27 protein-coding genes and 1 riboswitch are annotated in these 23,886 nt (G+C 37.3%); of the genes, 16 read left to right on the forward strand and 11 right to left on the reverse strand.

Going from position 1 to position 23,886, the window contains the following annotated elements; all coding sequences use genetic code 11:
• Positions 1-44 precede the first annotated feature (44 nt).
• The 8 genes from EGI31_RS10815 (at position 45) to EGI31_RS10850 (ending at position 5,239) form a co-directional block, all read left to right on the forward strand.
• Positions 45-551, forward strand: a complete 507-nt coding sequence (locus tag EGI31_RS10815) for an MOSC domain-containing protein (RefSeq protein WP_255037248.1) — start codon at positions 45-47, stop codon at positions 549-551.
• Positions 541-894 (forward strand): hypothetical protein, encoded by a 354-nt coding sequence (locus EGI31_RS10820; RefSeq protein WP_255037249.1) that lies wholly within the window; start codon positions 541-543, stop codon positions 892-894. The genes EGI31_RS10815 and EGI31_RS10820 overlap by 11 nt, the downstream gene beginning before the upstream one ends.
• A gap of 188 nt (positions 895-1,082) precedes the next feature.
• Positions 1,083-1,349, forward strand: a complete 267-nt coding sequence (locus tag EGI31_RS10825) for a TIGR03643 family protein (protein ID WP_262925373.1) — start codon at positions 1,083-1,085, stop codon at positions 1,347-1,349.
• A 263-nt stretch (positions 1,350-1,612) separates the two neighbouring features.
• Positions 1,613-3,250 carry an ABC-F family ATP-binding cassette domain-containing protein gene (locus tag EGI31_RS10830; RefSeq protein WP_255037250.1) on the forward strand — a complete coding sequence of 546 codons (1,638 nt, stop codon included), beginning with the start codon at positions 1,613-1,615 and terminating at the stop codon, positions 3,248-3,250.
• A gap of 78 nt (positions 3,251-3,328) precedes the next feature.
• Positions 3,329-3,616 carry a rhodanese-like domain-containing protein gene (locus EGI31_RS10835; RefSeq protein ID WP_255037251.1) on the forward strand — a complete coding sequence of 96 codons (288 nt, stop codon included), beginning with the start codon at positions 3,329-3,331 and terminating at the stop codon, positions 3,614-3,616.
• A gap of 223 nt (positions 3,617-3,839) precedes the next feature.
• Positions 3,840-3,974: a hypothetical protein gene (locus EGI31_RS10840; RefSeq protein ID WP_255037252.1), complete on the forward strand. Its 135-nt coding sequence runs from the start codon at positions 3,840-3,842 to the stop codon at positions 3,972-3,974.
• 72 nt (positions 3,975-4,046) lie between these two features.
• Positions 4,047-4,286, forward strand: coding sequence for a hypothetical protein (locus EGI31_RS10845; protein WP_255037253.1), 240 nt, complete (start codon positions 4,047-4,049; stop codon positions 4,284-4,286).
• 71 nt (positions 4,287-4,357) lie between these two features.
• A complete protein-coding gene (locus tag EGI31_RS10850) occupies positions 4,358-5,239 on the forward strand; it encodes a cupin-like domain-containing protein (RefSeq protein WP_255037254.1) in 882 nt (293 codons plus the stop codon).
• Between the two features lie 314 nt (positions 5,240-5,553).
• Here EGI31_RS10850 and EGI31_RS10855 read toward each other — a convergent pair whose 3' ends face one another.
• Both EGI31_RS10855 and EGI31_RS10860 read right to left on the reverse strand, forming a co-directional pair.
• On the reverse strand, positions 5,554-6,573 hold the full coding sequence (locus tag EGI31_RS10855) for a homoserine O-acetyltransferase family protein (RefSeq protein WP_255037255.1): 1,020 nt from the start codon (positions 6,571-6,573) through the stop codon (positions 5,554-5,556).
• 66 nt (positions 6,574-6,639) lie between these two features.
• Positions 6,640-7,932 carry an O-acetylhomoserine aminocarboxypropyltransferase/cysteine synthase family protein gene (locus tag EGI31_RS10860; protein ID WP_255037256.1) on the reverse strand — a complete coding sequence of 431 codons (1,293 nt, stop codon included), beginning with the start codon at positions 7,930-7,932 and terminating at the stop codon, positions 6,640-6,642.
• 108 nt (positions 7,933-8,040) lie between these two features.
• Positions 8,041-8,161, reverse strand: a riboswitch (SAM riboswitch).
• 159 nt (positions 8,162-8,320) lie between these two features.
• Here EGI31_RS10860 and EGI31_RS10865 point away from each other — a divergent pair.
• Positions 8,321-9,487: a hypothetical protein gene (locus tag EGI31_RS10865; RefSeq protein ID WP_255037257.1), complete on the forward strand. Its 1,167-nt coding sequence runs from the start codon at positions 8,321-8,323 to the stop codon at positions 9,485-9,487.
• Positions 9,488-9,490: 3 nt separating this feature from the next.
• On the opposite strand, the gene EGI31_RS10870 is transcribed toward EGI31_RS10865, so the two are convergent.
• Complete coding sequence (locus tag EGI31_RS10870; protein ID WP_255037258.1) at positions 9,491-10,693, reverse strand: hypothetical protein; 1,203 nt, start codon at positions 10,691-10,693, stop codon at positions 9,491-9,493.
• A 5-nt stretch (positions 10,694-10,698) separates the two neighbouring features.
• A complete protein-coding gene (locus EGI31_RS10875) occupies positions 10,699-11,934 on the reverse strand; it encodes a hypothetical protein (RefSeq protein ID WP_255037259.1) in 1,236 nt (411 codons plus the stop codon).
• A 107-nt stretch (positions 11,935-12,041) separates the two neighbouring features.
• Here EGI31_RS10875 and EGI31_RS10880 point away from each other — a divergent pair, with 107 nt between their 5' ends.
• Positions 12,042-12,527 carry a nuclear transport factor 2 family protein gene (locus EGI31_RS10880; protein ID WP_255037260.1) on the forward strand — a complete coding sequence of 162 codons (486 nt, stop codon included), beginning with the start codon at positions 12,042-12,044 and terminating at the stop codon, positions 12,525-12,527.
• 5 nt (positions 12,528-12,532) lie between these two features.
• Here EGI31_RS10880 and EGI31_RS10885 read toward each other — a convergent pair whose 3' ends face one another.
• The 4 genes from EGI31_RS10885 to gcvP are packed head-to-tail and all read right to left on the reverse strand — an operon-like array spanning position 12,533 to position 17,471.
• Entirely contained in the window at positions 12,533-13,000 is a 468-nt protein-coding gene (locus EGI31_RS10885) for a hypothetical protein (RefSeq protein WP_255037261.1), read from the reverse strand.
• Positions 12,997-13,614: an aminotransferase class IV gene (locus EGI31_RS10890; RefSeq protein ID WP_255037262.1), complete on the reverse strand. Its 618-nt coding sequence runs from the start codon at positions 13,612-13,614 to the stop codon at positions 12,997-12,999. Before EGI31_RS10890 ends, EGI31_RS10885 begins: the two co-directional genes overlap by 4 nt.
• Entirely contained in the window at positions 13,598-14,653 is a 1,056-nt protein-coding gene (locus EGI31_RS10895; protein WP_255037263.1) for an aminodeoxychorismate synthase component I, read from the reverse strand. The genes EGI31_RS10890 and EGI31_RS10895 overlap by 17 nt, the downstream gene beginning before the upstream one ends.
• Complete coding sequence (gcvP, locus tag EGI31_RS10900; RefSeq protein ID WP_255037264.1) at positions 14,601-17,471, reverse strand: aminomethyl-transferring glycine dehydrogenase; 2,871 nt, start codon at positions 17,469-17,471, stop codon at positions 14,601-14,603. The genes EGI31_RS10895 and gcvP overlap by 53 nt, the downstream gene beginning before the upstream one ends.
• A 101-nt stretch (positions 17,472-17,572) precedes the next feature.
• Here gcvP and EGI31_RS10905 point away from each other — a divergent pair, with 101 nt between their 5' ends.
• From EGI31_RS10905 to EGI31_RS10930, 6 genes are all read left to right on the forward strand, one after another.
• Positions 17,573-19,165: a M28 family peptidase gene (locus EGI31_RS10905; protein ID WP_255037265.1), complete on the forward strand. Its 1,593-nt coding sequence runs from the start codon at positions 17,573-17,575 to the stop codon at positions 19,163-19,165.
• 324 nt (positions 19,166-19,489) lie between these two features.
• Positions 19,490-20,308, forward strand: coding sequence for a MotA/TolQ/ExbB proton channel family protein (locus EGI31_RS10910; protein ID WP_255037266.1), 819 nt, complete (start codon positions 19,490-19,492; stop codon positions 20,306-20,308).
• Positions 20,309-20,351: 43 nt separating this feature from the next.
• Positions 20,352-20,939 (forward strand): ExbD/TolR family protein, encoded by a 588-nt coding sequence (locus EGI31_RS10915; protein ID WP_255037267.1) that lies wholly within the window; start codon positions 20,352-20,354, stop codon positions 20,937-20,939.
• Between the two features lie 22 nt (positions 20,940-20,961).
• Entirely contained in the window at positions 20,962-21,516 is a 555-nt protein-coding gene (locus EGI31_RS10920; protein ID WP_255037268.1) for an ExbD/TolR family protein, read from the forward strand.
• Positions 21,517-21,542: 26 nt separating this feature from the next.
• Positions 21,543-22,373, forward strand: a complete 831-nt coding sequence (locus EGI31_RS10925) for an energy transducer TonB (RefSeq protein WP_255037269.1) — start codon at positions 21,543-21,545, stop codon at positions 22,371-22,373.
• Positions 22,374-22,378: 5 nt separating this feature from the next.
• Positions 22,379-22,588, forward strand: a complete 210-nt coding sequence (locus EGI31_RS10930) for a hypothetical protein (RefSeq protein ID WP_255037270.1) — start codon at positions 22,379-22,381, stop codon at positions 22,586-22,588.
• 284 nt (positions 22,589-22,872) lie between these two features.
• On the opposite strand, the gene EGI31_RS10935 is transcribed toward EGI31_RS10930, so the two are convergent.
• The 3 genes from EGI31_RS10935 to EGI31_RS10945 are packed head-to-tail and all read right to left on the reverse strand — an operon-like array spanning position 22,873 to position 23,781.
• Entirely contained in the window at positions 22,873-23,157 is a 285-nt protein-coding gene (locus EGI31_RS10935) for a transposase (RefSeq protein ID WP_255037271.1), read from the reverse strand.
• 20 nt (positions 23,158-23,177) lie between these two features.
• On the reverse strand, positions 23,178-23,483 hold the full coding sequence (locus EGI31_RS10940) for a transposase (protein ID WP_255037272.1): 306 nt from the start codon (positions 23,481-23,483) through the stop codon (positions 23,178-23,180).
• Positions 23,476-23,781 carry a transposase gene (locus EGI31_RS10945; protein ID WP_255037272.1) on the reverse strand — a complete coding sequence of 102 codons (306 nt, stop codon included), beginning with the start codon at positions 23,779-23,781 and terminating at the stop codon, positions 23,476-23,478. The genes EGI31_RS10940 and EGI31_RS10945 overlap by 8 nt, the downstream gene beginning before the upstream one ends.
• Positions 23,782-23,886: the final 105 nt, after the last annotated feature.

Here is a 23,886-nt window from a genome sequence, read left to right on the forward strand (position 1 = left end):
TCATCCGTGTTCCAAAAAACAACGAAAAATAAAATAACCTCATCATGATAACAGCAGAAGAAAAACCGTTCTTGAGTCTTTTTGAAAACTTTAGCCAGGTGGGTAAAGTAATGTGGATAGGCCTCAGACCAGCCTCTCGAAAAGCCATCAAGGAAGTTTCAGAAGTAAACGTAACCGAAACTGGCCTAGAAGGCGACAGAGCCACCAAAAATAGCCCAACAAACAAAAGGCAAGTCACGCTTATTCAACACGAACATTTGGCGGCAGCGGCTTCTTTTTTGGGCAAAGAAAACATTGACCCCAATCTTACCCGAAGAAATATTGTGGTAAAAGGCATCAATCTGAACGCATTAAAAGGCCGAAAGTTTAGCATCGGCTCTGCCGTATTAGAAATGACGGGTTTCTGTTTTCCGTGCAGCAGAATGGAAGAAAACTTAGGCATGGGAGGTTTTAATGCCATGCGAGGCCACGGTGGCATCACTTGCAGAGTTATAGAAACCGGAAAAATCAAGATAGGCGATAAAATAAAAGTCAAAGAAAATGAAGCTTGAGAATAAAAAGCAAAAAGTAGCCTCCATGAGTCATTTTGCAAAAAGGATGGGCAAATATGGCTTTTTCGCCATTATACTAATTTCTTTTTCAATGGGAATAGGCACCCTAGGCTATCATTATTTCGACCATATTTCATGGCTCGACAGCTTCTACATGGCCTCTATGATACTTACCGGTATGGGTCCAGTATCAGACATGACCAACGATGCCGCCAAATGGTTTTCATCTTTCTACGCTTTATATAGTGGTGTGGCATTTTTAAGTATCACAGCCGTATTTTTTGCCCCAATAATTCACAGACTCTTGCACATCTTGCATGTAGAAGATGAAGAAAAAGATTGAATTATGGCTAAATATCTTAAAATTCTATTTTCAAATCTTCTTTACTAAGCAATCAAACTTTGTGTCTTTTGTGGATTCTTTGTGACTTTTGTGTAATAGTTTGTTATCAAATTAAACTTGTTATTTATGAGTCATTCATATAAAACAAATGACTGTCAATTGAAGTTAGAAGCAAAAAGATAAATTATTTGGACCCAGAAATTCAAGACAGAATCATACAAATGGCATGGGAAGACCGCACGCCTTTCGAAGCCATCGAGGAACAGTTTGGGCTGAAAGAAAAAGACGTGATTGCTTTTATGCGAACACACATGAAGCGTAAAAGCTTCGAAATGTGGCGTAAACGTATGAAAGGTCGCACTACCAAACACCTAAAACTCAGAGAAACTGAGACGACCAGATTTAAATGCACGCTCCAAAGAAGTATTACGCACAACAAAATCTCAAAACGCTGACATGGTTAAAAAAAATGGGGAACATGTCCCCCACCAATCGATTTTATTCAAAGTTTAGGTTAATCCACAATCTCAGAAACTATAATCTTACTACTATAAAACATTCAATACGTTGAAATTCCAAAAGTCGTTGCAACTACTTTCAGGACACGACTCAAGCATATTTTCTCAAAACCTTCAAAAAAGTTTTATACGTCACATTTTCTTAGTCAATTCGTAATTTTAGCTACATTTGCGGCTTTATTTTTAACAAATCAAAAAGCATGATTTCTGTAGATAGCGTAGCGGTAGAATTTAGTGGTACAACTCTTTTTTCGGATATAACATTTAATATCAATGAGAAAGATAGAATAGCCCTTATGGGCAAAAACGGAGCAGGGAAATCGACTCTTTTGAAGATTATTGCGGGTGTCGACAAACCTACCCGAGGCAAAATATCTGCCCCTGGCGATGCCGTTATTGCTTATCTACCACAGCATTTGCTAACGGAGGACAACTCCACTGTTTTTGAAGAAACAGCCAAGGCTTTTGATACTATTTTAAAAATGAAAGCCGAAATAGACGAGCTCAACCACCAACTCGAAACCAGAACAGATTATGAATCAGACGCTTACATGGATATTATCACGCAAGTGTCTGACCTGAGCGAAAAATACTACTCTTTAGAAGAAATAAACTACGATGCCGAAATAGAAAAAATATTAAAAGGCCTAGGCTTTGAAAGAGAAGATTTCACAAGACCGACCAGCGAATTTAGCGGTGGCTGGAGAATGCGAATAGAATTGGCCAAAATCCTGCTTAAAAATCCAGATTTGATACTTTTGGATGAGCCCACCAACCACCTTGATATTGAGTCGGTGCAATGGCTAGAGGAGTTTCTAATCAATAGTTCCAAGGCCGTAATCGTGATTTCGCATGACAGGGCGTTTGTGGACAACATCACTAACCGTACGATAGAGGTAACTATGGGCCGCATCTATGACTACAAAGTGAACTATACCCACTATCTGCAACTCCGAAAAGAACGTATGGAGCAGCAACAGAAGCAGTTCAATGACCAAGCCAAGATGATTGCCGAAACGCAAGAGTTCATCGATAGGTTTAAGGGTACTTACTCGAAAACACTTCAAGTGCAGTCTAGGGTGAAAATGCTGGAAAAAGTAGAAATAGTGGAAGTGGACGAAGTGGATAACTCAGCCATAAGTATAAAATTCCCTGCCGCACCAAGATCGGGCAACTATCCGGTTATAGCCGACCAAGTAAGTAAAAGCTATGGAGACCATTTGGTTTTTAAGGATGCCAGCATTACCATTGAACGTGGCCAGAAAGTGGCTTTTGTAGGAAAAAACGGTGAGGGAAAATCTACCATGGTGAAAGCCATCATGGGCGAAATAGACTTTGAAGGTGACCTAAAAGTAGGCCACAATGGCTTTATCGGCTATTTTGCACAAAATCAAGCATCACTTTTAGATGAGGAATTATCGATTTTTGACACAGTAGAACAAATTGCCGTTGGAGATATCCGTACCAAAATCAAAGACCTTTTGGGTGCGTTTTTATTCCGAGGTGACGATTTGAACAAAAAAGTAAAAATGCTTTCTGGAGGCGAAAAAACCAGATTGGCCATGATCAAACTCTTGCTCCAACCTGTCAATCTTTTGATATTAGATGAGCCTACCAACCACTTAGATTTACGAACAAAAGATATTCTAAAAGAAGCTTTGAAAGCCTTTGAAGGAACCATCATTCTAATTTCTCACGACAGAGATTTTTTAGACGGCTTGGCAGAGAAAGTTTTTGAATTTGGCAACAAACGCGTCAGAGAGCACTTTGAGGATATCAATGGCTTCTTGAAAAACAAGAAATTGGAGAACCTTCGAGAAATTGAAAGGAAGAATTAATTCAGAATGTAACATACGTCACCTTTTCATTATTTGTTTACCCTGAACTTTGTATCAGAAATTAAAACAAATAAAAATATGAACTTAGAAGAATTAATCAAAAACAACGAAGGAACAATTGTGGACGTAAGAACTCCGGGTGAATTTATGGGCGGAAAAGTGGCAGGATCTATAAACATTCCTTTGAACGAAATACCATCAAAATTGGCTGAAATAAAAGCACTAAAAATGCCCTTGATTCTTTGTTGTGCCTCTGGTGGACGCAGCGGACAAGCAACTGCCTACCTAAAAGCCCAAGGAATTGACTGTCACAACGGCGGTTCATGGCTCGATGTGAATTTTTATCAAGCCCAAACAGTGTGTTAAAATTTAGATAAATAGCTTTATCATGACAAGATGCTCTAATTTTAGGGCATTTTGTTTTTACAGTATATTCATGAAAGAATTTTGGAACGAGAGATAAGCCGAGACCGAATACGTCTACGGAGAAAAACCCAATGATTTTTAAAAAGAACAACTGCTTCAACTTCCAGAAGGAAAAATACTCTTTCCTTGCTAGGGTGAAGGCAGAAATGCCGTTTTTGCTGCATTGAATCATTGGGACACTTTCGCTTGCGATTTTAGTGATTCAGGCAAAAAGAAAGCTGAAGCCTTGGCATCCAAAAACGGGGTGCATTTTCAATATGATATTTGTGATGTATTGGAATATCAAGCATCAGCATAAAGTTTTGATACCATTGCCCTGATATTCGCTCATTTTCCAGAAAAAATCCGCAGGAAAGTTCATTTCAAACTTTTGGATATATTAAAACCCGAAGGTGTAATAATAATTGAGGGTTTCAACAACAATCATCTGGGCAAACCTTCTGGTGGACTAAAATTATTAGAAATGCTTTTTGATGAAAATATGCTTCGGGAAGATTTCGAAAAATGCGAAATAGAAGCCTTAGAAGATAAAAATGTATTATTGTCAGAAGGTCAATATCACCAAGGTGAAGCGGAGATTATTCGAGGAATATTTAAAAAGAAATTTTAATAATATTCACAATTTAGGGAACACTTTGGCGTTGGGTTTTTGTTATAAATTCATCAAAAAATTCTAATAAAATGGTAGCCAAACAATCAATTTCGTTAGATTTAAACAATCACATTGACGTGGTTGAAAATATCTCCAGAGAGGATTTTCAGAAATACTACATGATTCCTCAGCGTCCAGTTATAATCAAACATTTGTACGGAAAAGATGCCAAAGTTTATGATTGGACCTTCGATTATTTCTCGAAAGAATTAGGTCATATTGATGTAGGTGTTTTTGATGACGAATCGGAGGAAAGAAAGGATGATAGATCCTATAAAAAAGCACCAAAAACGATGAAATTTGGTGATTATTTGGAACTCATTCAGGAAAAGCCCACCACCAAAAGGCTGTTTCTTTTCAATGTTTTTAAGCATAAGAAAGAACTTCATGAGCATTTCAAATTCCCAAACATTGCAGACAAAGTCCTGACTTTCTTGCCTTTAGCATTTTTTGGCGGTCAAGGAGCTATTACCCGAATCCATAGAGACATGGACAATAGCTGTGTTTTCCTAACGGAACTAGCTGGATACAAAAGAGTTGTCCTTTTTGACCCGAAATATTCTCAAAAATTGTATCAATATCCGTTTTCAACACATACTTCCATTGATGTAAACAACCCTGATTTTGAAAAATACCCGGCTTTGAGAGAAGTAAAAGGCATAGATTGTACCATTGGGCCAGGAGATACTATTTTTATGCCTGCTGGTTGGTGGCACCATATTGAGTACAATACAGCAGGATTGGGCTTTGCAATACGCTCCCTAAGTCCTCATATAGGTGATAGATTATTAGGTTTTTGGCAAGTCGGAATCATGACTCATCTAGATGAATTCCTGAATAAATTTTTAGGAGAAAAATGGTTTGCTTGGAAAACCAGAAATGCTAAAAAGCGAGCTGAGGGAGGGTTGTAATTTTAATGGAACACAGATTAACACAGATGGGACACGGATTTTTCATTTTAAAGTAGAAACAGCAGATTAATCACTTTGGACTCGAAGTCTGTAGTTTAGTTTCGGACTGAAAGTCCGTCTTCATTCGTATAATTGAATTGCCACGAATGTACAAATAAAAAAATCATTCGAAAATATTCGTGCATTTGTGGCAAAACGTTTTTAGAAGCTAAAGCGAAACGCAATAAAGTGTATAGTTTTAAAATCTTTGAGACCAATAAATCCGTCCGGGCAGCCGATGCGGTCTCATCCCCTAGATCCGTGTTACAAAAAACTCAAATCTCCTTCTCCCAATCCACAATCGCATTGGTCATAGCCTCAAATTCTATCAAGAAACCATCGTGCCCGTAGGTAGAATCAATTTCTACATATTTGGCCTTTGGAATAAACTGGGCGATTCTCTCTTGCTCAACAGGTGGGAATAAAATATCAGAAGTAATACCGATCACCAAAGTTTTGGCCAAAACGGTTTCTAAGGCTTTTTGCACTCCCCCTCTATTTCTACCCACATCGTGTGAGTCAAACATTTTAGAAAGTGTCCAGTAAGAATAGGCGTTGAATCGCTTCAAAAGCTTCTCACCCTGATAATTTTGGTAAGTATTGGCTCTAAAAAAATCTACCTGACCGGCATCCCTTGATTGGGTGCGGTTATAAGTTTCGTAGTTTCTATATGAAAGCAATGCAATCGCCCGAGCGACTTTCATCCCCTCCATACCAGCTTCAGGCGTGCTGGATTCCCATGTAGGATCATTGGCTATCGCCATTCTTTGGCTTTCGTTGAAGGCAATTCCCCAAGGAGAATGTATGGCATTAGTAGAAAAAAGTATTTGTTTTTGAATAACCTCGGGTTCTATTAAAGACCATTCTACGGCTTGCTGACCTCCCAACGAACCACCCAATAAATAGGCTATTGAATTTATTTCTAAATGTTTACGAAGTAATATCAAGGAATTCACTACATCACGAATGCTCACAAATGGAAAGTCATGAAAATATTGCTGTCCAGTAAGCGGGTTGGTGCTCAAAGCATTGGTAGAACCATAATGTGACCCCAAAACATTGACACAAATCACAAAATAGTCTTTCGGATTAAATAATCGTTTCTCCCCTATCAGTCCACTCCACCAGTCTGACGGATTGGCATTACCTGTAAATGCGTGACAAACCCAAACCACGTTTGACTTATCGGCATTTAATTCTCCATAAGTGGTGTAGGCAAGTTCTAATTCCGGCAACCATTCTCCGCTTTCTAAATGAAAAGGAGCCTCAAACTTAAACAAATGATTTTTGACCATTTTTAGCAAAAATTCAATACAAATATTATGAAATGAATCCCCAATTAATGGGGATTCTACTTAAATTCAGCAATTAAGAGCAGCGGTAATATCGCCCTTGATATCTTCAATATGCTCAATTCCGAGTGATATTCTTAATAAATTCGGGTCAACACCTGCGGTCAATTGTTCAGCTTCTGACAATTGCGAATGCGTGGTAGATGCTGGATGTATGATTAAGGTTTTGGCATCGCCCACATTGGCCAAGTGTGAAATAAGTTTCAGGCTATTCACGAATTTCTCCGCTCTGTCTCTTCCGCCCTTAAGTTTGAATGACAAAACACCACCGAAACCTCTCGTAAGATATTTTTTGGCCAACTCATGCGAAGAATGACTTTCCAATCCAGGATAAGTTACAGACTCCACTTCTTCATGTGCATCTAGCCATTTTGCCAATGCCAAAGCGTTTTCACAAGTTCTTTCCACTCTCAAAGTCAGGGTTTCTAGCCCTTGCAGAAGCAAAAATGAATTAAATGGCGACTGTGAAGGACCCCAGTCTCTAAGGCCTTCTACCCTACAACGGATGATAAACTGAATATTTCCGAATGGTCCACCTATGCCAAAAACGTCATTCAGCACCAAACCTCCATAGCTTGGCGATGGAGCGGTAAATTGTGGATATTTGCCATTTCCCCAGTTGAATGTACCGCCGTCAACTATTACTCCGCCCATGGTTGTTCCATGCCCGCCAATCCATTTGGTGGCCGACTCTACTATAACGTGGGCTCCGTGCTTAAGTGGCTGACAAATAGCACCACCTGCCCCAAAAGTATTATCTACAAATAGTGGTAGATCGTATTTCTTAGCCAAAGCCACAAAACCTTCAAAATCAGGAATATTCAGACCCGGATTTCCGATGGTTTCTACATATAGCAACTTGGTTTTTTCGTCTATTAGGGCTTCAAAACTTGCCAAATCATTACCTTTGGCAAATCTTGCCTCCACACCGATGTTCTTGAAAGAATTCTTGAACTGGTTGAAAGTACCGCCATATAAAAACGAACTGGTCACGAAGTTATCACCAACAGTAGTTACATTGTTAATGGCAATAAACTGTGCCGCATGGCCGGAACTGATGGCCAAAGCCGCTACTCCACCTTCCAAAGCAGCCAAGCGTTTCTCAAAAACATCGTTGGTAGGGTTCATGATTCGGGTGTAGATATTCCCAAATTCTTTCAAAGCAAAAAGGTTGGCTCCATGTTCAGAGTTTTTGAACTGGTAGGCCGTAGTTTGGTAAATCGGCACCGCTCTTGATTGCGTAGTAGGGTCAATCTCTTGTCCTGCATGTAGCTGCAGCGTTTCAAATCTTAAATCAGACATGTTTGTAAAAAATTAAAAAAGTTTAACAAAGCATTGCTCGAAAGCAATTCCAGCTCCGATTTTCGGAGATAGCGTAAAACCAACAGGAATTTGAAAAATCGCTTGATTGGTTTATAAGTCCTAAAGGCCACTTTGAGCCGCTTAGGTAGGTATTGGCACCTTTTCGATGGGTATCGGCAGGTTGCCCGAGTTTCATAGAGCCTATTCTCTCCGCTCGTCTTTATAAATCAATCATTCAGCTACTGTATCAGTGAAGAATGAATTGATGATGCAAAACTATGAAAGATTTTTAAATAACAAAAAAGTTTTTTTGTGTGTTTCTCAGAATAAGGCTTTGGAACTTTTTCAAGACTGTTTTCGTATTTATCCGTAACCAAACGATTTCTGAATGTTCGACATATTCAAAAGAAAATCAAAAAACACAGCATTTACCTTTACTCATCACCGTACACTTTCCGAAATTCAAGAAAGTTGGGACTCACTTTTACCAACCTATCACCACCTTTTGAGCCAAAACCTTCATTTTCTTGAGCGAAACACGAGCATTCAGGGAAATTATATAAAGGTTTTCAAAAATGGCATTTTCTCGGGAAATATATATTTGCAAAAAGTAAACGTACCCATCAATAACATTGGTTACTCGCTCAAGAATTTTCAAAGATTAGAATGTGTCATAAAGTCTATTACTCATGTAAGTTGCGGTCTGGACTTCCTAGTCTGCGGCAACATTTTCAGACCAAACCAAGAAGGTTATTTTTTCAACAATGGATTGACCAAGGAAACGGTCTTTGAAGAATTCATAAGTTACATAGAGGATTTAGAAAAAGAGATTGGTTTTGCGGGCATCCTTATCAAAGAATGTAACTCTCCATTGGCCAGTGAAGGCAAATTCACCCCAATAAAACAGGACGTATCGATGGAGATGACCCTTAATTCTGATTGGTTGACTATTGGCGATTATGTGGAGGATTTGGACAAAAAATACAGAAAACGTTTCCAGAAAATACAAGAATCAGGAGCTGAATTAGAGAAAAGAGAGTTAAGCTCAAATGAACTTTTGGATTCCCGGAAGCAAATGTTTGAGCTTTATAATCAAGTATATAGCACGCAGGATTTCAAACTTACAACCATTAACGAAGCCTATTTTATAAATCTCAAAGAAGTTTTGGGTGAAAGACTCAAGATTTATGGCTTTTTCAAAAATGAAGAGCTTTTGGCCTTTACCACACACATTTATAATGAATATCAGCAGATGGAAATTCATTATATCGGCCTAAACTATGAATGCAACAAGAAGTACAATTTATACTTCAACATTCTTCAATTTGGTTTAGAAAAGGCCATTATGGATAGACAAAAATCTTTGGAATTGGGCAGAACGGCTCATGTAGCCAAGGCCAGTTTGGGAGCTAAACCTACCCCAAATTATAATTATGTTTACTTCAAAAAGCACATTTATAGTTGGAGTTTTCAGCTATTCCTGAGAAAAATGTACAGAGATATAGAGTCTGAATGGCAAACCCGTAGCCCGTTTGCGGCTGGGGTAGAGGTGTAAGTTTCAGTCTTCAATTATATTTGCTTTTTCAATCATTTGTTTAGCAATATCACAATTGGGTACTGTAGTTTCTTCCATTTGAGCATCTGAACTCATAGCGAAATAGTTATTTTTCAAAACTTTGTATTTGGCTTTTTCAAATAATAAGTTATTATCACCAAGAACCAGCTCTTTAAGCGTTTTTTGACTTTCAGCATCTAAATTCTGACCAGCCTTCTTATAATAAAACAAGGAATAACTCTTTTCTTTCAAATCAAGTGAGCAGTTTTCAATATTCTCAATATTAATTTTTGTAAAAAGCAATTTATTATTGGCTCGATATCCGAAAAGATACTTTAAAGCAAGATCACGATGTATTTTACCTTGTTTCACCGACTCCACCAAACTGGAATCAAATAATTTCCTCCTACTATCTGGAATAATTGAAAAAGGATTTATATCCCTAGAATATGCCCCATTTAGCTTAAAATCCATCCGCATTCTATATTTCTCGATTGTCCATCCAAAATAATTTCTCAGAAAATCTCTATCATCAACAAACATGTTATCTTCGCTCACAAAGCCGTCAGAAATTACATAATCGACTAGTGTATTTTGAGCCTTTGTAAAAAGCTCATTACTAGTAGCTCTGTTCATTAAATTATTGAATTCATTTTCCTCTTTTGGTATGACGATTTTAGTTTTATTTATTTCATAATCCCTTGACTTTATTTGTCTTTCTCTACCATTTTCGTCTAAAGTAAAGACAACTGTATTTCCTTTGAGAGCTTCGTAAGTAGTATCAAAAATCTTAATTTTCTCAGTTAGATCATTTGATACACGCTCTTGCTGCATGCTTTGAATTTGCTCATAAAGAAACTTAAAACTATTCCATTGACTTTTTATATTGTCCAGTAAAAACACCTCCTTCTTCTCCAAAACCTCAGCCGAAATTCCTTTCTTAGCCAATTTCATGAGCAAAGGTTTTGCACCTTCGAAGTCATTCAGAAGAAATTTACAAGCCACGGCATTAAAAATATCTCTGGCCAAAGGCGTTTTTACTGCCGAAAAAGCAGTTTGATATTCTGAAAAAGCAGTTTGATAATCATCCTTCGTAATGGCCATTTCAGCCCGATTAATGGCTGGATAATAATCTTTTCTAAAGTCTACTTGGGCGAAAAGTGGAGAGGTTAAAAGTATGGTGAGGAGAATAAAGAGATATTTCATAGGGTTTAGTCTTGGATTATGGTGGCACCGGCTAACATTTTTTGTGCAACTTCGCAGTTGGGTACTACTGATGATTCCACTGAAGACCGAGTATTGAGTATAAAATATTTGTTTTTATCTATTCCAAATACCTCTTTTTTGAATCTATCATCCAAACTCTCCAGACCGTATTTATCTTTAATCTTCTTGTATTCTTTTTGTTCATCTGAGGTCAAAACGTTCTTTTTCAAGAACCTAATATTCTCGATATCATCAAATTCTTTTCCGCATTCGGAGCTATTTTCTATAGTGAGTGTAAATGATGTTACCTTTATCTTTTCTGGAATTTCTCTTTCAGACGATTGAGAAATAGCCACTTGAGGACTCAAAAATCCCTGATAAACAGCCTCTTGAAGTTTTTCGTCAAAATATCTCTGTTCTGACTCGTTCATAAATTCCGTCACACCTTCATCCCTGCGACCTCTTCTGTCTCTGTTGAATTTAAAAAAACTTAGAAACGAAAACAAATCATGGTCGTGTGTATGAAAAGTTTCTAACTGGCTGTTTCCTTCGTTTAAAGCCATTGGATTATCCATAATTAGTAACAAAATTTCTTTGGCCTCGTTATAAATTTCATCCTTAGTAGCTTGAGATTCCTTGGTTTCTACTTCCACTTCTTCCATGGTGTATTTCAATATCTTGGCTCTTTGCTCTGGTGTGGTTTCATTCGAATAATAAGCATTAAAATCTTTCCGTTTAATGGCATGCGTAGGAGGGTTTGCCCCGTTAGGCAAGTTGACAAAACTCTCAGCACCAAACTCAAAAATCATATTTCTGAGAATTTCAAGGTTAGAAAAGTGATATTTGAGGAAATCATTCAGTTCTTTGGGCTCAAAAAACTGCTCATAACTGGCTTTAAAATTTTTCCAGCCTTCTGTGTTATATCCGACCTCGAAAATCTCTCTTTGTTCGAGAGTCTCGGGCTTAACGCCACGTTGAGCCATTTTAAAAAGATACAATTTGGCACCTTCGAAGTCATTTTGGTATAATTTACAGACCGTGGCGTTGTACAGGTCACGCAAAAGAGGTGTTTTGGTAAGACTGAATGCCGAAAAATAAGCCTGACTAGCCTCCACATATTCCTCTTTTACAAGATGAAGTTCGGCTTTGTTGATAAGCGGAAAATAGGTTTTACGAAAATCTTGTTGAGCAGATAATCCAGTTGAAATGAATATAAAAAGTAGGGTAAAGATGTTTCGCATATAGTTTTTTAAGTAAACCATAACGCAATATAAAAACGCACTAATGTCTTCAACGAAAATTAATAAATCATTAACATTTTTTTTATCGACTTACTTCCAATAATTTTATGAAAAATCTCAAAATAATGATAGAAAATAGCCAGCTAATTACCAATTTCTACAAGGCTTTCAAGGCCAAAGATTACAAAACCATGCAAGAAAGTTACAGGTCTGATGCTATTTTCAACGATGAAGTGTTCACCAACCTTAACGGTACTGAAGCTGGCCAAATGTGGGAAATGCTCATCAAAAACGGTAAGGATTTAGAATTGAAGTTCGAGATTCTGGGCAGCGATGATGACTATGTAAACGCCAGATGGATAGCCAAATACACTTTTTCAAAAACTGGCAGATTAGTAATAAATGACATACAAGCTTTTTTCAAAATAGAAGATGGAAAAATAAGCCAACACACTGACAGTTTTGATTTTTACAAATGGGCAAGGCAAGCTTTTGGGCTGACTGGGCTTCTGTTAGGCTGGACAACCTTTTTCAAATCCAAAGTTCAGAAAACGGCAATGGGGAGTTTGGAGAAATTCATTAAAGGGAAATAGTCGAATTATTTCATCAAAACAAACATCAATTTGTCACCTTCTTCAGCCGACTTGAACTCTGCCGTAACAAACTGACTATCAATTAGTTTATCAGGTGTTACAAAAATTCGTTCACATTTGGCAAGTTTCTCAACGAATTCGTCAAGTTTAGCATTTTCTGAGCCGTCTTTGGTCAAATAGGCCAGCTCTACTTTATAATTAAAGCCTTTCACCAACCCTGAGGTGACTTTCTGAATGTCATATTGACCAGAAAAGGCTGTTTTCTTATAAAAACCTTTGAAATCTCCAGTCTTGAAATCGATTTCTAATTCAATTTTTGACTTTCCCCATTGCTTTTTTAGTTCGGCCAAATCTTCCGAACTGGTATTTAAAAGCCTATATTTTTCAGTCGGCATGGTTATAACTGGGTGATTTTTCTTTTGACAAGAAGACAAAAAAGCTAAGAAAAAGAGTGCATAAATTACGTTTTTCATTCGCAGGGATTTAAAAGAAGAAAATCGTCCTTCTGAACAAATGTATACATTTTCTCGAAATCTCGCATGGCATTGATGAACGCAATTTTCTGAAAGTCCTTAATGTCTTCTTTAACTATACTTTTCTCCGTAATAATTCCCGATTCTAACAAGAATTTCCGCTTTACACCAGCTAACAAACAACTTTTAGGAGTAAACCAGGTTTTTCCATCAAAAAAAGTCAGATTACTGTAAGTAGCATCCGTGAGGACGCCATTTTTTAGAAATATTATATCATCAAAATCAGCATCGGAACTGAAATCTTCCGTAAGATTTTTCCTATCTAAAAACTTAAAATCATATTGAATATCAGGCTTTTCCAAAAGGCGAATATTTCGGTGTTCCTTGATGGTATAATCGTCAAAAACAACACTTTCCAAGTATTTAGAATACACCACTTTAACTTTATACAAACCCTCCTTTTTTTCACAAGGAATCATCAACTCCTTCTCTAAGTCTATATCCTTTAAGTTTTCAAAAAAAGCTTTTCGGGTGCGATTCAGCCTTTCAGAATGCAAATCAAGCAAATATAGTTTACCGTCCAGCAACTTTATACTTTCAAAAAATTGGTACATATATTTTTTGATTTAGTTCTTCGTATTCTTTTCTGGCATCACTCCTACTCGTAAGCCCTCCACCGCTTTTGTAGACCAATCCGTCCATACTTTTTTCAATAAAACGAATCATCACCGCTGATGTCAATATTTCACCATCAAACAAACCAAAAACACCCGTGTAATACTTCCTTTGGTCATCTTGGTGCAAATCTCTCTCTGCTTCCTTAATAATTTCCAAGGTTTTTTCTTTTGGGGCTCCCGAGATGGACCCGGCCGGCAAAAGTTCAAAAAACCAATCACCAATGTTATTTCTCCAGTCATGGGGCAGCTGTCCGCAAACCTCAGAACTTACCTGTAAAAGTTCTTCACCGCTATTCCTACGAATTTTATCGATATACCTAAACCGCTCCACCCATACTCTTTCGCAAATTTTGCTCAAATCGTTTCTTATCAAATCCACAATTGTTGTATGCTCATATTTCTCTTTTGGATCATTCAATATCTCCTCTTCCGCATTTTCCAAACTGGCATCTATTGTTCCCTTCATAGGAAATGAGGAAATTTTCCCCACCGAATCAACTGAAACAAACGATTCAGGTGAAAAACAGACAAATTCGTCTTTAAGCCAAAGTTTATATTTGGCTTTGGTAAAATTAATGATTTTTTCGAAAGGAATATTTACTTTGATTTTATTAGAAACCGTCAGGTTAGTCAAAAAACTATTGCCCAATTCCAAATTACTTTTAACAAAATCAAAAGACGTCTTATACAGTTCAAATGGGATAAGTTCAGAAGAAATCTCAAGTTCACTTTCTAATTCTTCATCAAAAAAGTTCTGGTAGGTTGAAAAATCATCCTTGAATGCATATTTAATTTCTTCGGGAGAAATTTCATCTAAAGGTAGAACAATATTTTCAGTTTTGTCAAAACCGATTATAAACAAAAAAGGGCAACTTAACTGCCCTAATTTGTTCATTTCTAATACAGTATCTCTTTCTGAAAGTTTAAGCATAGGCTTCGATTGGCTCACATGCACAAACCAAATTTCTATCGCCATAGGCAGAGTCAATTCTGCTTACCGATGGCCAGAATTTATTGAATTTCAATTTTTCGTTCGGGAAGGCAGCTTTTTCTCTGCTATACGACTTATCCCAATTTTCTGCCATCACCACTCGCTGTGTATGCGGTGCATTCACCAACACGTTGTTGTCAGCAGGATAAATTCCAGACTCTATCTCGGCAATTTCTTCTCTGATGGCTATCAAAGCATCACAAAACTTATCAAGTTCTGCTTGAGACTCTGACTCTGTTGGCTCAATCATCAAAGTACCGGCTACAGGAAACGAAACCGTTGGAGCATGGAAACCATAATCCATTAAACGCTTGGCTATGTCTTCCACTTCTACCTGAGCAGACAATTTAAATGGACGACATTCTACGATCATCTCATGGGCACAATGTCCATTAGAGCCTGTGTAAAGAATATCAAAGTGTTTTTCCAATCTTGATTTTATATAGTTGGCATTCAAAATGGCATATTTCGTTGCATTTGTTAAACCATCTGGGCCCATCATAGAAATGTAAGCATATGAAATAGGTAGCACGCTTGCACTGCCCCATGGAGCGGCCGAAATACCGTTGATGGCTTTCTCTCCTCCAGTTTTCATAACCGCATTTCCTGGTAAAAATGCTGCCAATTCAGCCGTTACCCCTATTGGACCAACTCCAGGGCCACCACCACCGTGAGGAATCGCAAAAGTTTTATGCAAATTCAGGTGACAAACGTCGGCACCAATTTTACCAGGTGAGGTTAAACCAACTTGGGCGTTCATATTGGCTCCGTCCATATATACCTTACCGCCATAGCTGTGAATGATTTCACATATTTCTATGATAGTCTCCTCAAACACACCATGTGTAGAAGGATAAGTCACCATCAAACAAGCCAAATCTTCGGCATGCTCGGCGGCTTTCAGCTTCAAATCTTCTACATCTATATTGCCTTTTTCATCACATTTCACTACTACCACTTTCATGCCTGCCATTACAGCTGATGCAGGATTGGTTCCATGTGCTGAAGAGGGTATCAAGGCTATATTTCTAGCTCCGTGGTTGTTTTGCTCATGAAAAGCCCTAATCACCATCAAACCGGCTAACTCGCCTTGAGCACCAGAATTCGGTTGAAGTGAAACTTTAGCAAAGCCAGTGACTTCTGAAAGCCAATCACACAGCTCTTCGAACATCATTTGATAACCTTGCGTTTGATCCACAGGAGCAAATGGGTGAATATTGCCGAACTCCGGCCAAGTGACGGCTATCATTTCAGAAGTAGCGTTTAGTTTCATGGTACAACTTCCCAAAGAAATCATAGAATGTACCAACGAAAGGTCTTTGCTTTCTAAAGATTTCAAGTAACGCAACATCTCGTGTTCGGTATGATATGAGTTAAACACAGGATGCTTCATGTAATCATCTTCCCTCCCCAGATTTGCCGGAATAGCTATTTCCACATCATGCTTCAAGTTCATTACCAAACTTTCCCCTCTTGCTTCCGCAAAAATCTCGAGTAACAAACCCAAATCTTCCAAAGTTTTGGTTTCGTCAAAAGAAATACTGATATCTTCTGTACCATGATACCTAAAATTCACGCCTCTTGACTCAGCTATTTGACGGATTTTGCTGTTATCCAAAACATCCAAAGTAATGGTATCGAAATAGTTTTGATTCAATACTCTGTAATCCAATCCCTGAACAGCATTGGCAAAAGACTTTGTCAAACCATGTATTTTAAGAGCTATTTCCTTCAAACCATCTGGCCCGTGATAAATACAATAAGCCGCAGACATTACAGAAAGCAATACCTGTGCCGTACAAATATTAGAGGTTGCTTTTTCTCTTCTGATATGTTGCTCACGAGTTTGAAGAGCCATTCTCAAAGCCGAATTGCCTTCAGCATCTATCGATTTACCAATGATTCTACCTGGAATCTGTCTCTTATATTCGTCTTTTGTAGCAAAAAAAGCAGCATGAGGACCACCATAACCCATCGGAACACCTAAACGCTGAGAAGTTCCTATCACCACATCAGCACCCATTTGGCCGGGATTTTTGAACAAAGTCAAAGAAAGTAAATCAACACCAACGCATACTTTAATATCAACAGCATGCAAACGAGAAATAATTTCTGTGTAATCAGTGATTTCACCAAATGTATTTGGGTTCTGGAAAATAGCACCAAAAACGTTTGAATTTTCAAAATCAAATGTTTCGAGATTCCCAACTATTATATTTACTCCAATCGGAATGGCTCTACCAGTTATTACATCAATAACTTGTGGATGACAACTGTCAGATATAAAGAAGTCGTTTGAATTCCTCTTGGCACCCTTCTTAATATTGAAAAACATAGACATCGCCTCAGCCGCCGCTGTTGCTTCATCCAAAAGCGATGCGTTAGAAATCTCCATCCCTGTCAAATCCGTCACAATCGTCTGGAAATTCAAAAGCATCTCTAATCTACCCTGGGCTATTTCAGCCTGATATGGCGTGTAGGCGGTGTACCAAGACGGGTTTTCTAAAATATTTCTTAAAATGACCTTCGGTACCGCGGTATCGTAATATCCACCACCTATAAATGACTTGTAAACTTTATTTTTTGATCCATAAAACTTCAATTTTTCTAACAATTGCGTCTCAGAAAGTGCCGCTGGCAAATCCAAAGCCTTTTGCAATCTGATGTTAGCAGGCACGGTCTCATCAATCAATTGCTCTAGGTTTTCAACGCCTATTTCGTTGCACATGGACTTTAACTCTGTTGATGTTTTGCCTTGATGTCTTTTTTCGAATTTTTCTGAAGTAGTAAGAGAGACTTTCATGAAGTTTTTTTGGGAGAAAATTAAAATGCAAATTTAAGAAAATAAACTACTTGAGAAAACAAAATGTTTTGGTTTCTTTGCCTTTAGAAACAAATTTATCAATGAACAAAATCACCCTATTTTATTTAGCTCTTTTGACCAACACCCTGTGTTTGGCTCAATCACCTCGACAAACTTTTCAAGAAACAATTAATGAAAATGACCTCAAAAAACACCTTACTTATATAGCCTCAGACGAACTAGGAGGTAGAGATACGGGTTCAGAAGGTCAGAAAAAAGCTGCGGAATATATTGTAAGCCACTTAAAATCCTTGGGAATAGAGCCAATAGTCAAAGAAAAAAATGGAAACATTAGTTTTCAGCAAAAGATTGAACTATATAAAAACGGCTGGAAAGAATCCTACGTGGTCATCAATGGCAAAAAGAGAGTGTTCTTCAACGATTATTTCCCGGTCGGGATGATCAACATTCCTGTAGAAAAAGAAATCGAAACGGTTTTTGTGGGTTATGGAATTCAAAATGAGACCCTAAATGATTATGCCAACAAAACAGTGAAAGGCAAAGCCGTCGTTTTTATCGAAAACGAATCAAAAAACAAAGCCGGAAAATATATTTCCAGCAACACGGATAATTCTGAATGGCTGGGCAGCACTGGTTTGAAGAAAAAACAAAAAATTGCTGCTGACCTAGGGGCCGACTATATTTTCGTCATTTCACTGGCTGATTCTGATCAATTTAAAACTCTGAATGCCGAAAGAAAAGCTGTGTTATCAAGATTTAATAGACTGGCCATCGAAAAATCTAAACCTGAGAATCCTTCTGTAACCTCAGCCATTCCGACTTTTATAATTTCCAAAAACATGGCTTCAGAAATGCTTGGCATTAGTCAGAAAAAGTTAGAATCACATATCGCTAATCCAGAAAGCAAACTAAAGGCAAAAAAAAGTACTATAAAAATAAAATCAGAGAGAGGGGAAGATACCATCGAAACTGCCAATATTATGGGTTACTTGGAAGGAACAGACAAAAAAGATGAGGTGTTAATTATATCGGCACATTATGACCACGTTGGCACAGATGATAAAGGGAGAATCTACAACGGTGCAGACGACGATGGCTCCGGAACTTGTGCCCTATTAGAGCTTGCCGAAGCTTACTCAAAGGCCAAAGCCGCAGGAAATGGCCCTCGAAGGAGTATTTTATTCCTTTGGGTAACTGGTGAAGAAAAAGGCTTACTAGGCTCCAAATATTATACCGACATAAATCCAATAATTCCGTTAGACAAAACCGTATGCGACCTTAACATAGACATGATTGGAAGAATTGACAAAAAACACGAAAACAACCAAAACTATGTTTATCTCATTGGCAGCGATAAACTATCCTCAGAATTGCATACGATTTCGGAAAACACCAATAAAGAAACCATCAATTTCGAACTGGACTATGAATTCAATGATCCAAAAGACCCCAATAGGTTCTATTATAGATCTGACCATTACAATTTCGCCAAAAACCAAATACCTGTAATATTCTATTTTACTGGTGACCATGAGGATTACCACAAACCAGGGGACGATGTGGAAAAAATCCTTTTCACCAAATATTCAAAAATAACCCAGTTGGTATTTGCAACCTCATGGGAATTGGCCAACAGAAACGACCGGATAAAAGTCGATAGCAACAAACCTTGAATTGTATCAAAGTGAGACTTTAGAAATTCGAAAAGCGAAAATTTAATATCGAAACATTTAATGTTGATAAGTATTTAATTATAAGCAAACAATGCAATCAGAAAGGCCAAATTGATAAAAATAATAAAAATCTAGAATAACTAATTTTATAGTTTTTAGAAAATTAATCCAAAAAAAAATTTTATGTTTAAGAGTTTTTAATTAGAATTGCCAAAGAATTATAATTCCAAGGCGGAAAAGTGTTCTGAATCTTTAATTTATTACTAAAGATTAACAAACAAAAGTTTAATCATTTTTTAAAAACCCTAAAAATTTTCTAATCAAATGGAAAAAAAGACTAAAGCTCCAGCTGCAAAGCCAGCCAAAAAATCTTCAGGTATTAATCCTATCATTGTTATCCCAATACTCATGGCGATAGCTTTTGCTATCTACTATGTAATTTTGGGTTCACCATCTAACTTTGAGGATCCTGAGACAATGCACAACCCGAAAAACGCATTGGGTATTATTTATTCTGGTGGTATTATCGTACCTTTCCTTATCACATTCATGCTTACAGTGTTGGTTTTCTCAATCGAAAGATTCATCACTTTGGGCAAAGCTGGCGGTTCAGGAGACTTAGACGCTTTTGTTAAAAAAGTAAGAACTTTATTAGATCAAAACAACATTGCTGATGCAATGAAAGAGTGCGAAAAACAAAAAGGAACTGTTGGTAATGTTACCAAAACTGCTCTTGAGAAATATGCTCAATTGCAATCTGATTCAGCCCTTAACAAAGAGCAAAAACTAGCAGCTCTTCAAAAAGAAATCGAAGAAGCTACTTCTTTAGAACTTCCTATGCTAGAGAAAAACCTTACTATCCTTTCTACTTTGGCTTCTGTATCAACTTTGGTAGCCCTGTTAGGAACGGTAATTGGTATGATTAAGTCATTCTTCGCCCTTGGTTCAGGTGGTGGCTCTCCAGATGCAGCTGCCCTTGCAAAAGGTATCGCGGAAGCACTTATCAATACAGGTCTTGGTATCGGTACTTCAGCTATCGCTATCATGGTTTACAACTACTTCACGTCTTCTATTGATACTTTGACATATAAAATTGACGAAATAGGTATGAGCCTTCAACAAAACTTCTCGTCTCATAACTAATTTTATCGAAACCTATTGTTAAAAACTTAAAAACATTTAATAGATGGCACAAGTAAAACCAAAAAGACACGGACCGGCTATGGACATGACCGCAATGTGTGACGTAGCATTCTTATTGTTGACTTTCTTTATCATGACCACGACTTTTAAAAGTCAGGAAACAGTGAAAGTTGTAACCCCTTCTTCTGTGTCTGATTTGATAGTAGAGGAGAAAAACATTGGAACAATATCAGTTACAAACGAAGGCAAATATTTCTTCGGTATCACCGAGCCAGTTGAAAGAAGGGCATTCATTAATGTATTAAATACAAAAATGAACCTAGGACTTACAGCAGACGAACAAAACACTTTTACGAAAATAGCCGAAGTTGGCGTGGGTAAAGAGGGTTTGAAGTCTTATCTTAATCTAAGTAACTCAGATAGAGAAAAAGTTAAGGTTCCAGGTATTGCCTGTGACTCTGTAAATACTGAACTCGTTGATTGGGTGAAAGCCTATGCAGAATCTAATCCAGCAGGCAACCTTGCTATTAGAGGGGACGTGAAAACGCAATATCCAGCAGTTAAAGTACTATTTGACGAGTTGGGCAAAGCGAAAATTTACAAGTTTAGATTAGTAACCAAAGGAGAATAATACCATAACCTTAATTTAAGAAATGGCTGAAATACAAGAAAAAGACTCCGGTAAGGGTGGTAAGGTAAGGTCGAAAAAGAACTCTGGAAAGCCAGATATGACACCAATGGTGGACTTGGGCTTCCTTCTAATAACCTTCTTTATGTTTACCACCACGTTTAGCAAACCAAACATGATGAAGCTAAACATGCCAGAAAAGAACGACGAGGAACCTGAAGATCAAGAGACCAGTGAAATAAAATTGTCTAACACCATATCAATAGTTATGGGAAAAGACGACAGAATATTTTACTACCAACAAGCGGTCTCAGATGTTACAGCGGCTGATTTGATTGAAACTGACTATTCTGAGAACGGAATTAGAGCAGAAATCATGAAAAAGAAGTTGGCTGCTCTTGACAGTTCTAAATTTACTGTAATTCTTAAACCAACCAAAGAGGCTACCTTCAAAAACACGGTGGACATTTTGGATGAGATGGAAATTACAGGCAATAAATTGTACGCAATCGTGGATCTTCAAAAACAAGAAGAGGATGCTTACAATGAGAAAATGAAAACTCCGAAAGGAGGTAATTAACACTAAGGTTTTAATCTCAAAAAAATATGAGCAGTAAAGCAGAAAATGTAACCTTAGATGATATAGTATTCGAAAACCGTAACAAAGAGTACGGAGCTTACTATCTAAGGAAGAATTATAAAAGCTATTTGACTCGTGCTTTGATATACGGAACCAGTATATTTGTACTGTTGTTTGGAGGTGCTTATACCTACAACAACTACATACTTCCTAAGCTTCAAGAAGCAAAGGATAGAGAAGTAGAAATAGACTTATCCAAATTGAAAGAGGAGTTACCGGAGGAGAAGATTGACATTCCACCTCCACCACCGCCACCACCAGTGGAACCACCACCAGAGGTGGCTCAAATTAAGTTCTTACCTCCAGAGCCTAAGAAAGATGAAGAGGTTTTGGTTGAAGAACCACCACCACCAGCAGAGGAAGTGGAAAAAGCAGTAATCTCGAACAAAACAGTTGAAGGTGTTGAGGCAGTAGATGCATTCATTCCACCACCTCCTCCTGAAGAAGTCAAAATTGTTGCGATTGAGAAACCTAAGGAAGAGGAAATCTTTACTGCGGTTGAGCAAAATCCAGAATTCCCAGGTGGACAAAGTGCCATGTATAAATACCTTGGCGAAAATATAAAATACCCAGCTGCAGCTCAAAGAGCCAACGTTTCAGGTAGAGTTTTCGTGAAGTTCGTTGTTGAGAAAGATGGTTCTATTGGTAATGTTGAAGTAATGAAAGGTATTGGTTTTGGTTGTGACGAAGAAGCTATCAGGGTTATCAAGTCTATGCCAAAATGGAATCCTGGTCGCCAAAACGGTAAAAACGTTAGGGTATTCTACAACATGCCAGTGGTATACAAACTAGACTAATACGAATGGAGGATTTATTCGGAAAAGCAAAAATCTGGCTTCAAGTTATAATAGGTATCGGATATTCATTATTGGGTGGCTATGTAATCAAAGAAAAATGGTTTTTGACTTCGTTAGATGAAAAAATAGCTTGGATATTAGGTGTTGTATTAATTCTTTACGGAATTTACAGAATCTACCGTGCGTTTCAAATATCAAAAGAAGAGTCGTTGTAAAACGGCTCTTTTTTTTTGTTTAACATTTCTAATTCACACCCAATCTAAACACTTAAAATAATCTAAGTTAAAAATCATGATTATGAAATCATAAGCACTAATACTTTAATCCAGCAATACTATTTTGACAAAGGCATTGCTCTTGTCCAAAATCTACAATTTTCTTTACTTTCTGCCAGTCATACCCAGAATACACTAAATACCTCTTTTGCAGCAACTTAGATACACCATTGGTTTTTCTAAATCAAGAAAATAACGGATCAATCCAAAAAGTTGGGGGGAGATTAAGCATATATTTTCTGTAATCTAAATAGGAAAAAGCTTATGTCTCTTACTCCTCTGAATTGGCTCCTTAATGCTTTTACTTTTGCGTTAAAAGACTCTGCTGAGGCATTTGTACTTCTATTGTCGAAATAATTTAGGATATATTCATAATTGTTCTGAATAGTCCTAGCGATGGTATTGAAGGTTTTCACCTCAAACTTTTCTACTGAATTATACCATAGGGCTAACTTTTTAAACGCAACTAATCTATTATTTGATTGATGGAAAATATTAGAAAGTTCCATGCTAAGGTTATATGCTTGCTTTAAGCATATATTTTCTGTAATCTAAATAGGAAAAAGCTTATGTCTCTTACTCCTCTGAATTGGCTCCTTAATGCTTTTACTTTTGCGTTAAAAGACTCTGCTGAGGCATTTGTACTTCTATTGTCGAAATAATTTAGGATATATTCATAATTGTTCTGAATAGTCCTAGCGATGGTATTGAAGGTTTTCACCTCAAACTTTTCTACTGAATTATACCATAGGGCTAACTTTTTAAACGCAACTAATCTATTATTTGATTGATGGAAAATAGGATCAATCCAAAAAGTTGGGGGGAGATTAAGCATATATTTTCTGTAATCTAAATAGGAAAAAGCTTATGTCTCTTACTCCTCTGAATTGGCTCCTTAATGCTTTTACTTTTGCGTTAAAAGACTCTGCTGAGGCATTTGTACTTCTATTGTCGAAATAATTTAGGATATATTCATAATTGTTCTGAATAGTCCTAGCGATGGTATTGAAGGTTTTCACCTCAAACTTTTCTACTGAATTATACCATAGGGCTAACTTTTTAAACGCAACTAATCTATTATTTGATTGATGGAAAATAGGATCAATCCAAAAAGTTGGGGGGAGATTAAGCATATATTTTCTGTAATCTAAATAGGAAAAAGCTTATGTCTCTTACTCCTCTGAATTGGCTCCTTAATGCTTTTACTTTTGCGTTAAAAGACTCTGCTGAGGCATTTG

This window comes from Lacihabitans soyangensis, from assembly GCF_024343775.1.
In the GTDB taxonomy this organism is placed as follows: Bacteria; Bacteroidota; Bacteroidia; order Cytophagales; family Spirosomataceae; genus Leadbetterella; species Leadbetterella soyangensis.

Bases quoted from the DNA above. Each gene is read 5' to 3' on its own strand.
- EGI31_RS10815 (WP_255037248.1), top strand. From the start codon at position 45: ATGATAACAGCAGAAGAAAAACCGTTCTTGAGTCTTTTTGAAAACTTT.
- EGI31_RS10820 (WP_255037249.1), top strand. From the start codon at position 541: ATGAAGCTTGAGAATAAAAAGCAAAAAGTAGCCTCCATGAGTCATTTT.
- EGI31_RS10830 (WP_255037250.1), top strand. From the start codon at position 1,613: ATGATTTCTGTAGATAGCGTAGCGGTAGAATTTAGTGGTACAACTCTT.
- EGI31_RS10835 (WP_255037251.1), top strand. From the start codon at position 3,329: ATGAACTTAGAAGAATTAATCAAAAACAACGAAGGAACAATTGTGGAC.
- EGI31_RS10850 (WP_255037254.1), top strand. From the start codon at position 4,358: ATGGTAGCCAAACAATCAATTTCGTTAGATTTAAACAATCACATTGAC.
- EGI31_RS10855 (WP_255037255.1), bottom strand. From the start codon at position 6,573: ATGGTCAAAAATCATTTGTTTAAGTTTGAGGCTCCTTTTCATTTAGAA.
- EGI31_RS10860 (WP_255037256.1), bottom strand. From the start codon at position 7,932: ATGTCTGATTTAAGATTTGAAACGCTGCAGCTACATGCAGGACAAGAG.
- EGI31_RS10865 (WP_255037257.1), top strand. From the start codon at position 8,321: ATGTTCGACATATTCAAAAGAAAATCAAAAAACACAGCATTTACCTTT.
- EGI31_RS10870 (WP_255037258.1), bottom strand. From the start codon at position 10,693: ATGAAATATCTCTTTATTCTCCTCACCATACTTTTAACCTCTCCACTT.
- EGI31_RS10875 (WP_255037259.1), bottom strand. From the start codon at position 11,934: ATGCGAAACATCTTTACCCTACTTTTTATATTCATTTCAACTGGATTA.
- EGI31_RS10880 (WP_255037260.1), top strand. From the start codon at position 12,042: ATGAAAAATCTCAAAATAATGATAGAAAATAGCCAGCTAATTACCAAT.
- EGI31_RS10885 (WP_255037261.1), bottom strand. From the start codon at position 13,000: ATGAAAAACGTAATTTATGCACTCTTTTTCTTAGCTTTTTTGTCTTCT.
- EGI31_RS10890 (WP_255037262.1), bottom strand. From the start codon at position 13,614: ATGTACCAATTTTTTGAAAGTATAAAGTTGCTGGACGGTAAACTATAT.
- EGI31_RS10895 (WP_255037263.1), bottom strand. From the start codon at position 14,653: ATGGCGATAGAAATTTGGTTTGTGCATGTGAGCCAATCGAAGCCTATG.
- gcvP (WP_255037264.1), bottom strand. From the start codon at position 17,471: ATGAAAGTCTCTCTTACTACTTCAGAAAAATTCGAAAAAAGACATCAA.
- EGI31_RS10905 (WP_255037265.1), top strand. From the start codon at position 17,573: ATGAACAAAATCACCCTATTTTATTTAGCTCTTTTGACCAACACCCTG.
- EGI31_RS10910 (WP_255037266.1), top strand. From the start codon at position 19,490: ATGGAAAAAAAGACTAAAGCTCCAGCTGCAAAGCCAGCCAAAAAATCT.
- EGI31_RS10915 (WP_255037267.1), top strand. From the start codon at position 20,352: ATGGCACAAGTAAAACCAAAAAGACACGGACCGGCTATGGACATGACC.
- EGI31_RS10920 (WP_255037268.1), top strand. From the start codon at position 20,962: ATGGCTGAAATACAAGAAAAAGACTCCGGTAAGGGTGGTAAGGTAAGG.
- EGI31_RS10925 (WP_255037269.1), top strand. From the start codon at position 21,543: ATGAGCAGTAAAGCAGAAAATGTAACCTTAGATGATATAGTATTCGAA.
- EGI31_RS10930 (WP_255037270.1), top strand. From the start codon at position 22,379: ATGGAGGATTTATTCGGAAAAGCAAAAATCTGGCTTCAAGTTATAATA.
- EGI31_RS10935 (WP_255037271.1), bottom strand. From the start codon at position 23,157: ATGGAACTTTCTAATATTTTCCATCAATCAAATAATAGATTAGTTGCG.
- EGI31_RS10940 (WP_255037272.1), bottom strand. From the start codon at position 23,483: ATGCTTAATCTCCCCCCAACTTTTTGGATTGATCCTATTTTCCATCAA.
- EGI31_RS10945 (WP_255037272.1), bottom strand. From the start codon at position 23,781: ATGCTTAATCTCCCCCCAACTTTTTGGATTGATCCTATTTTCCATCAA.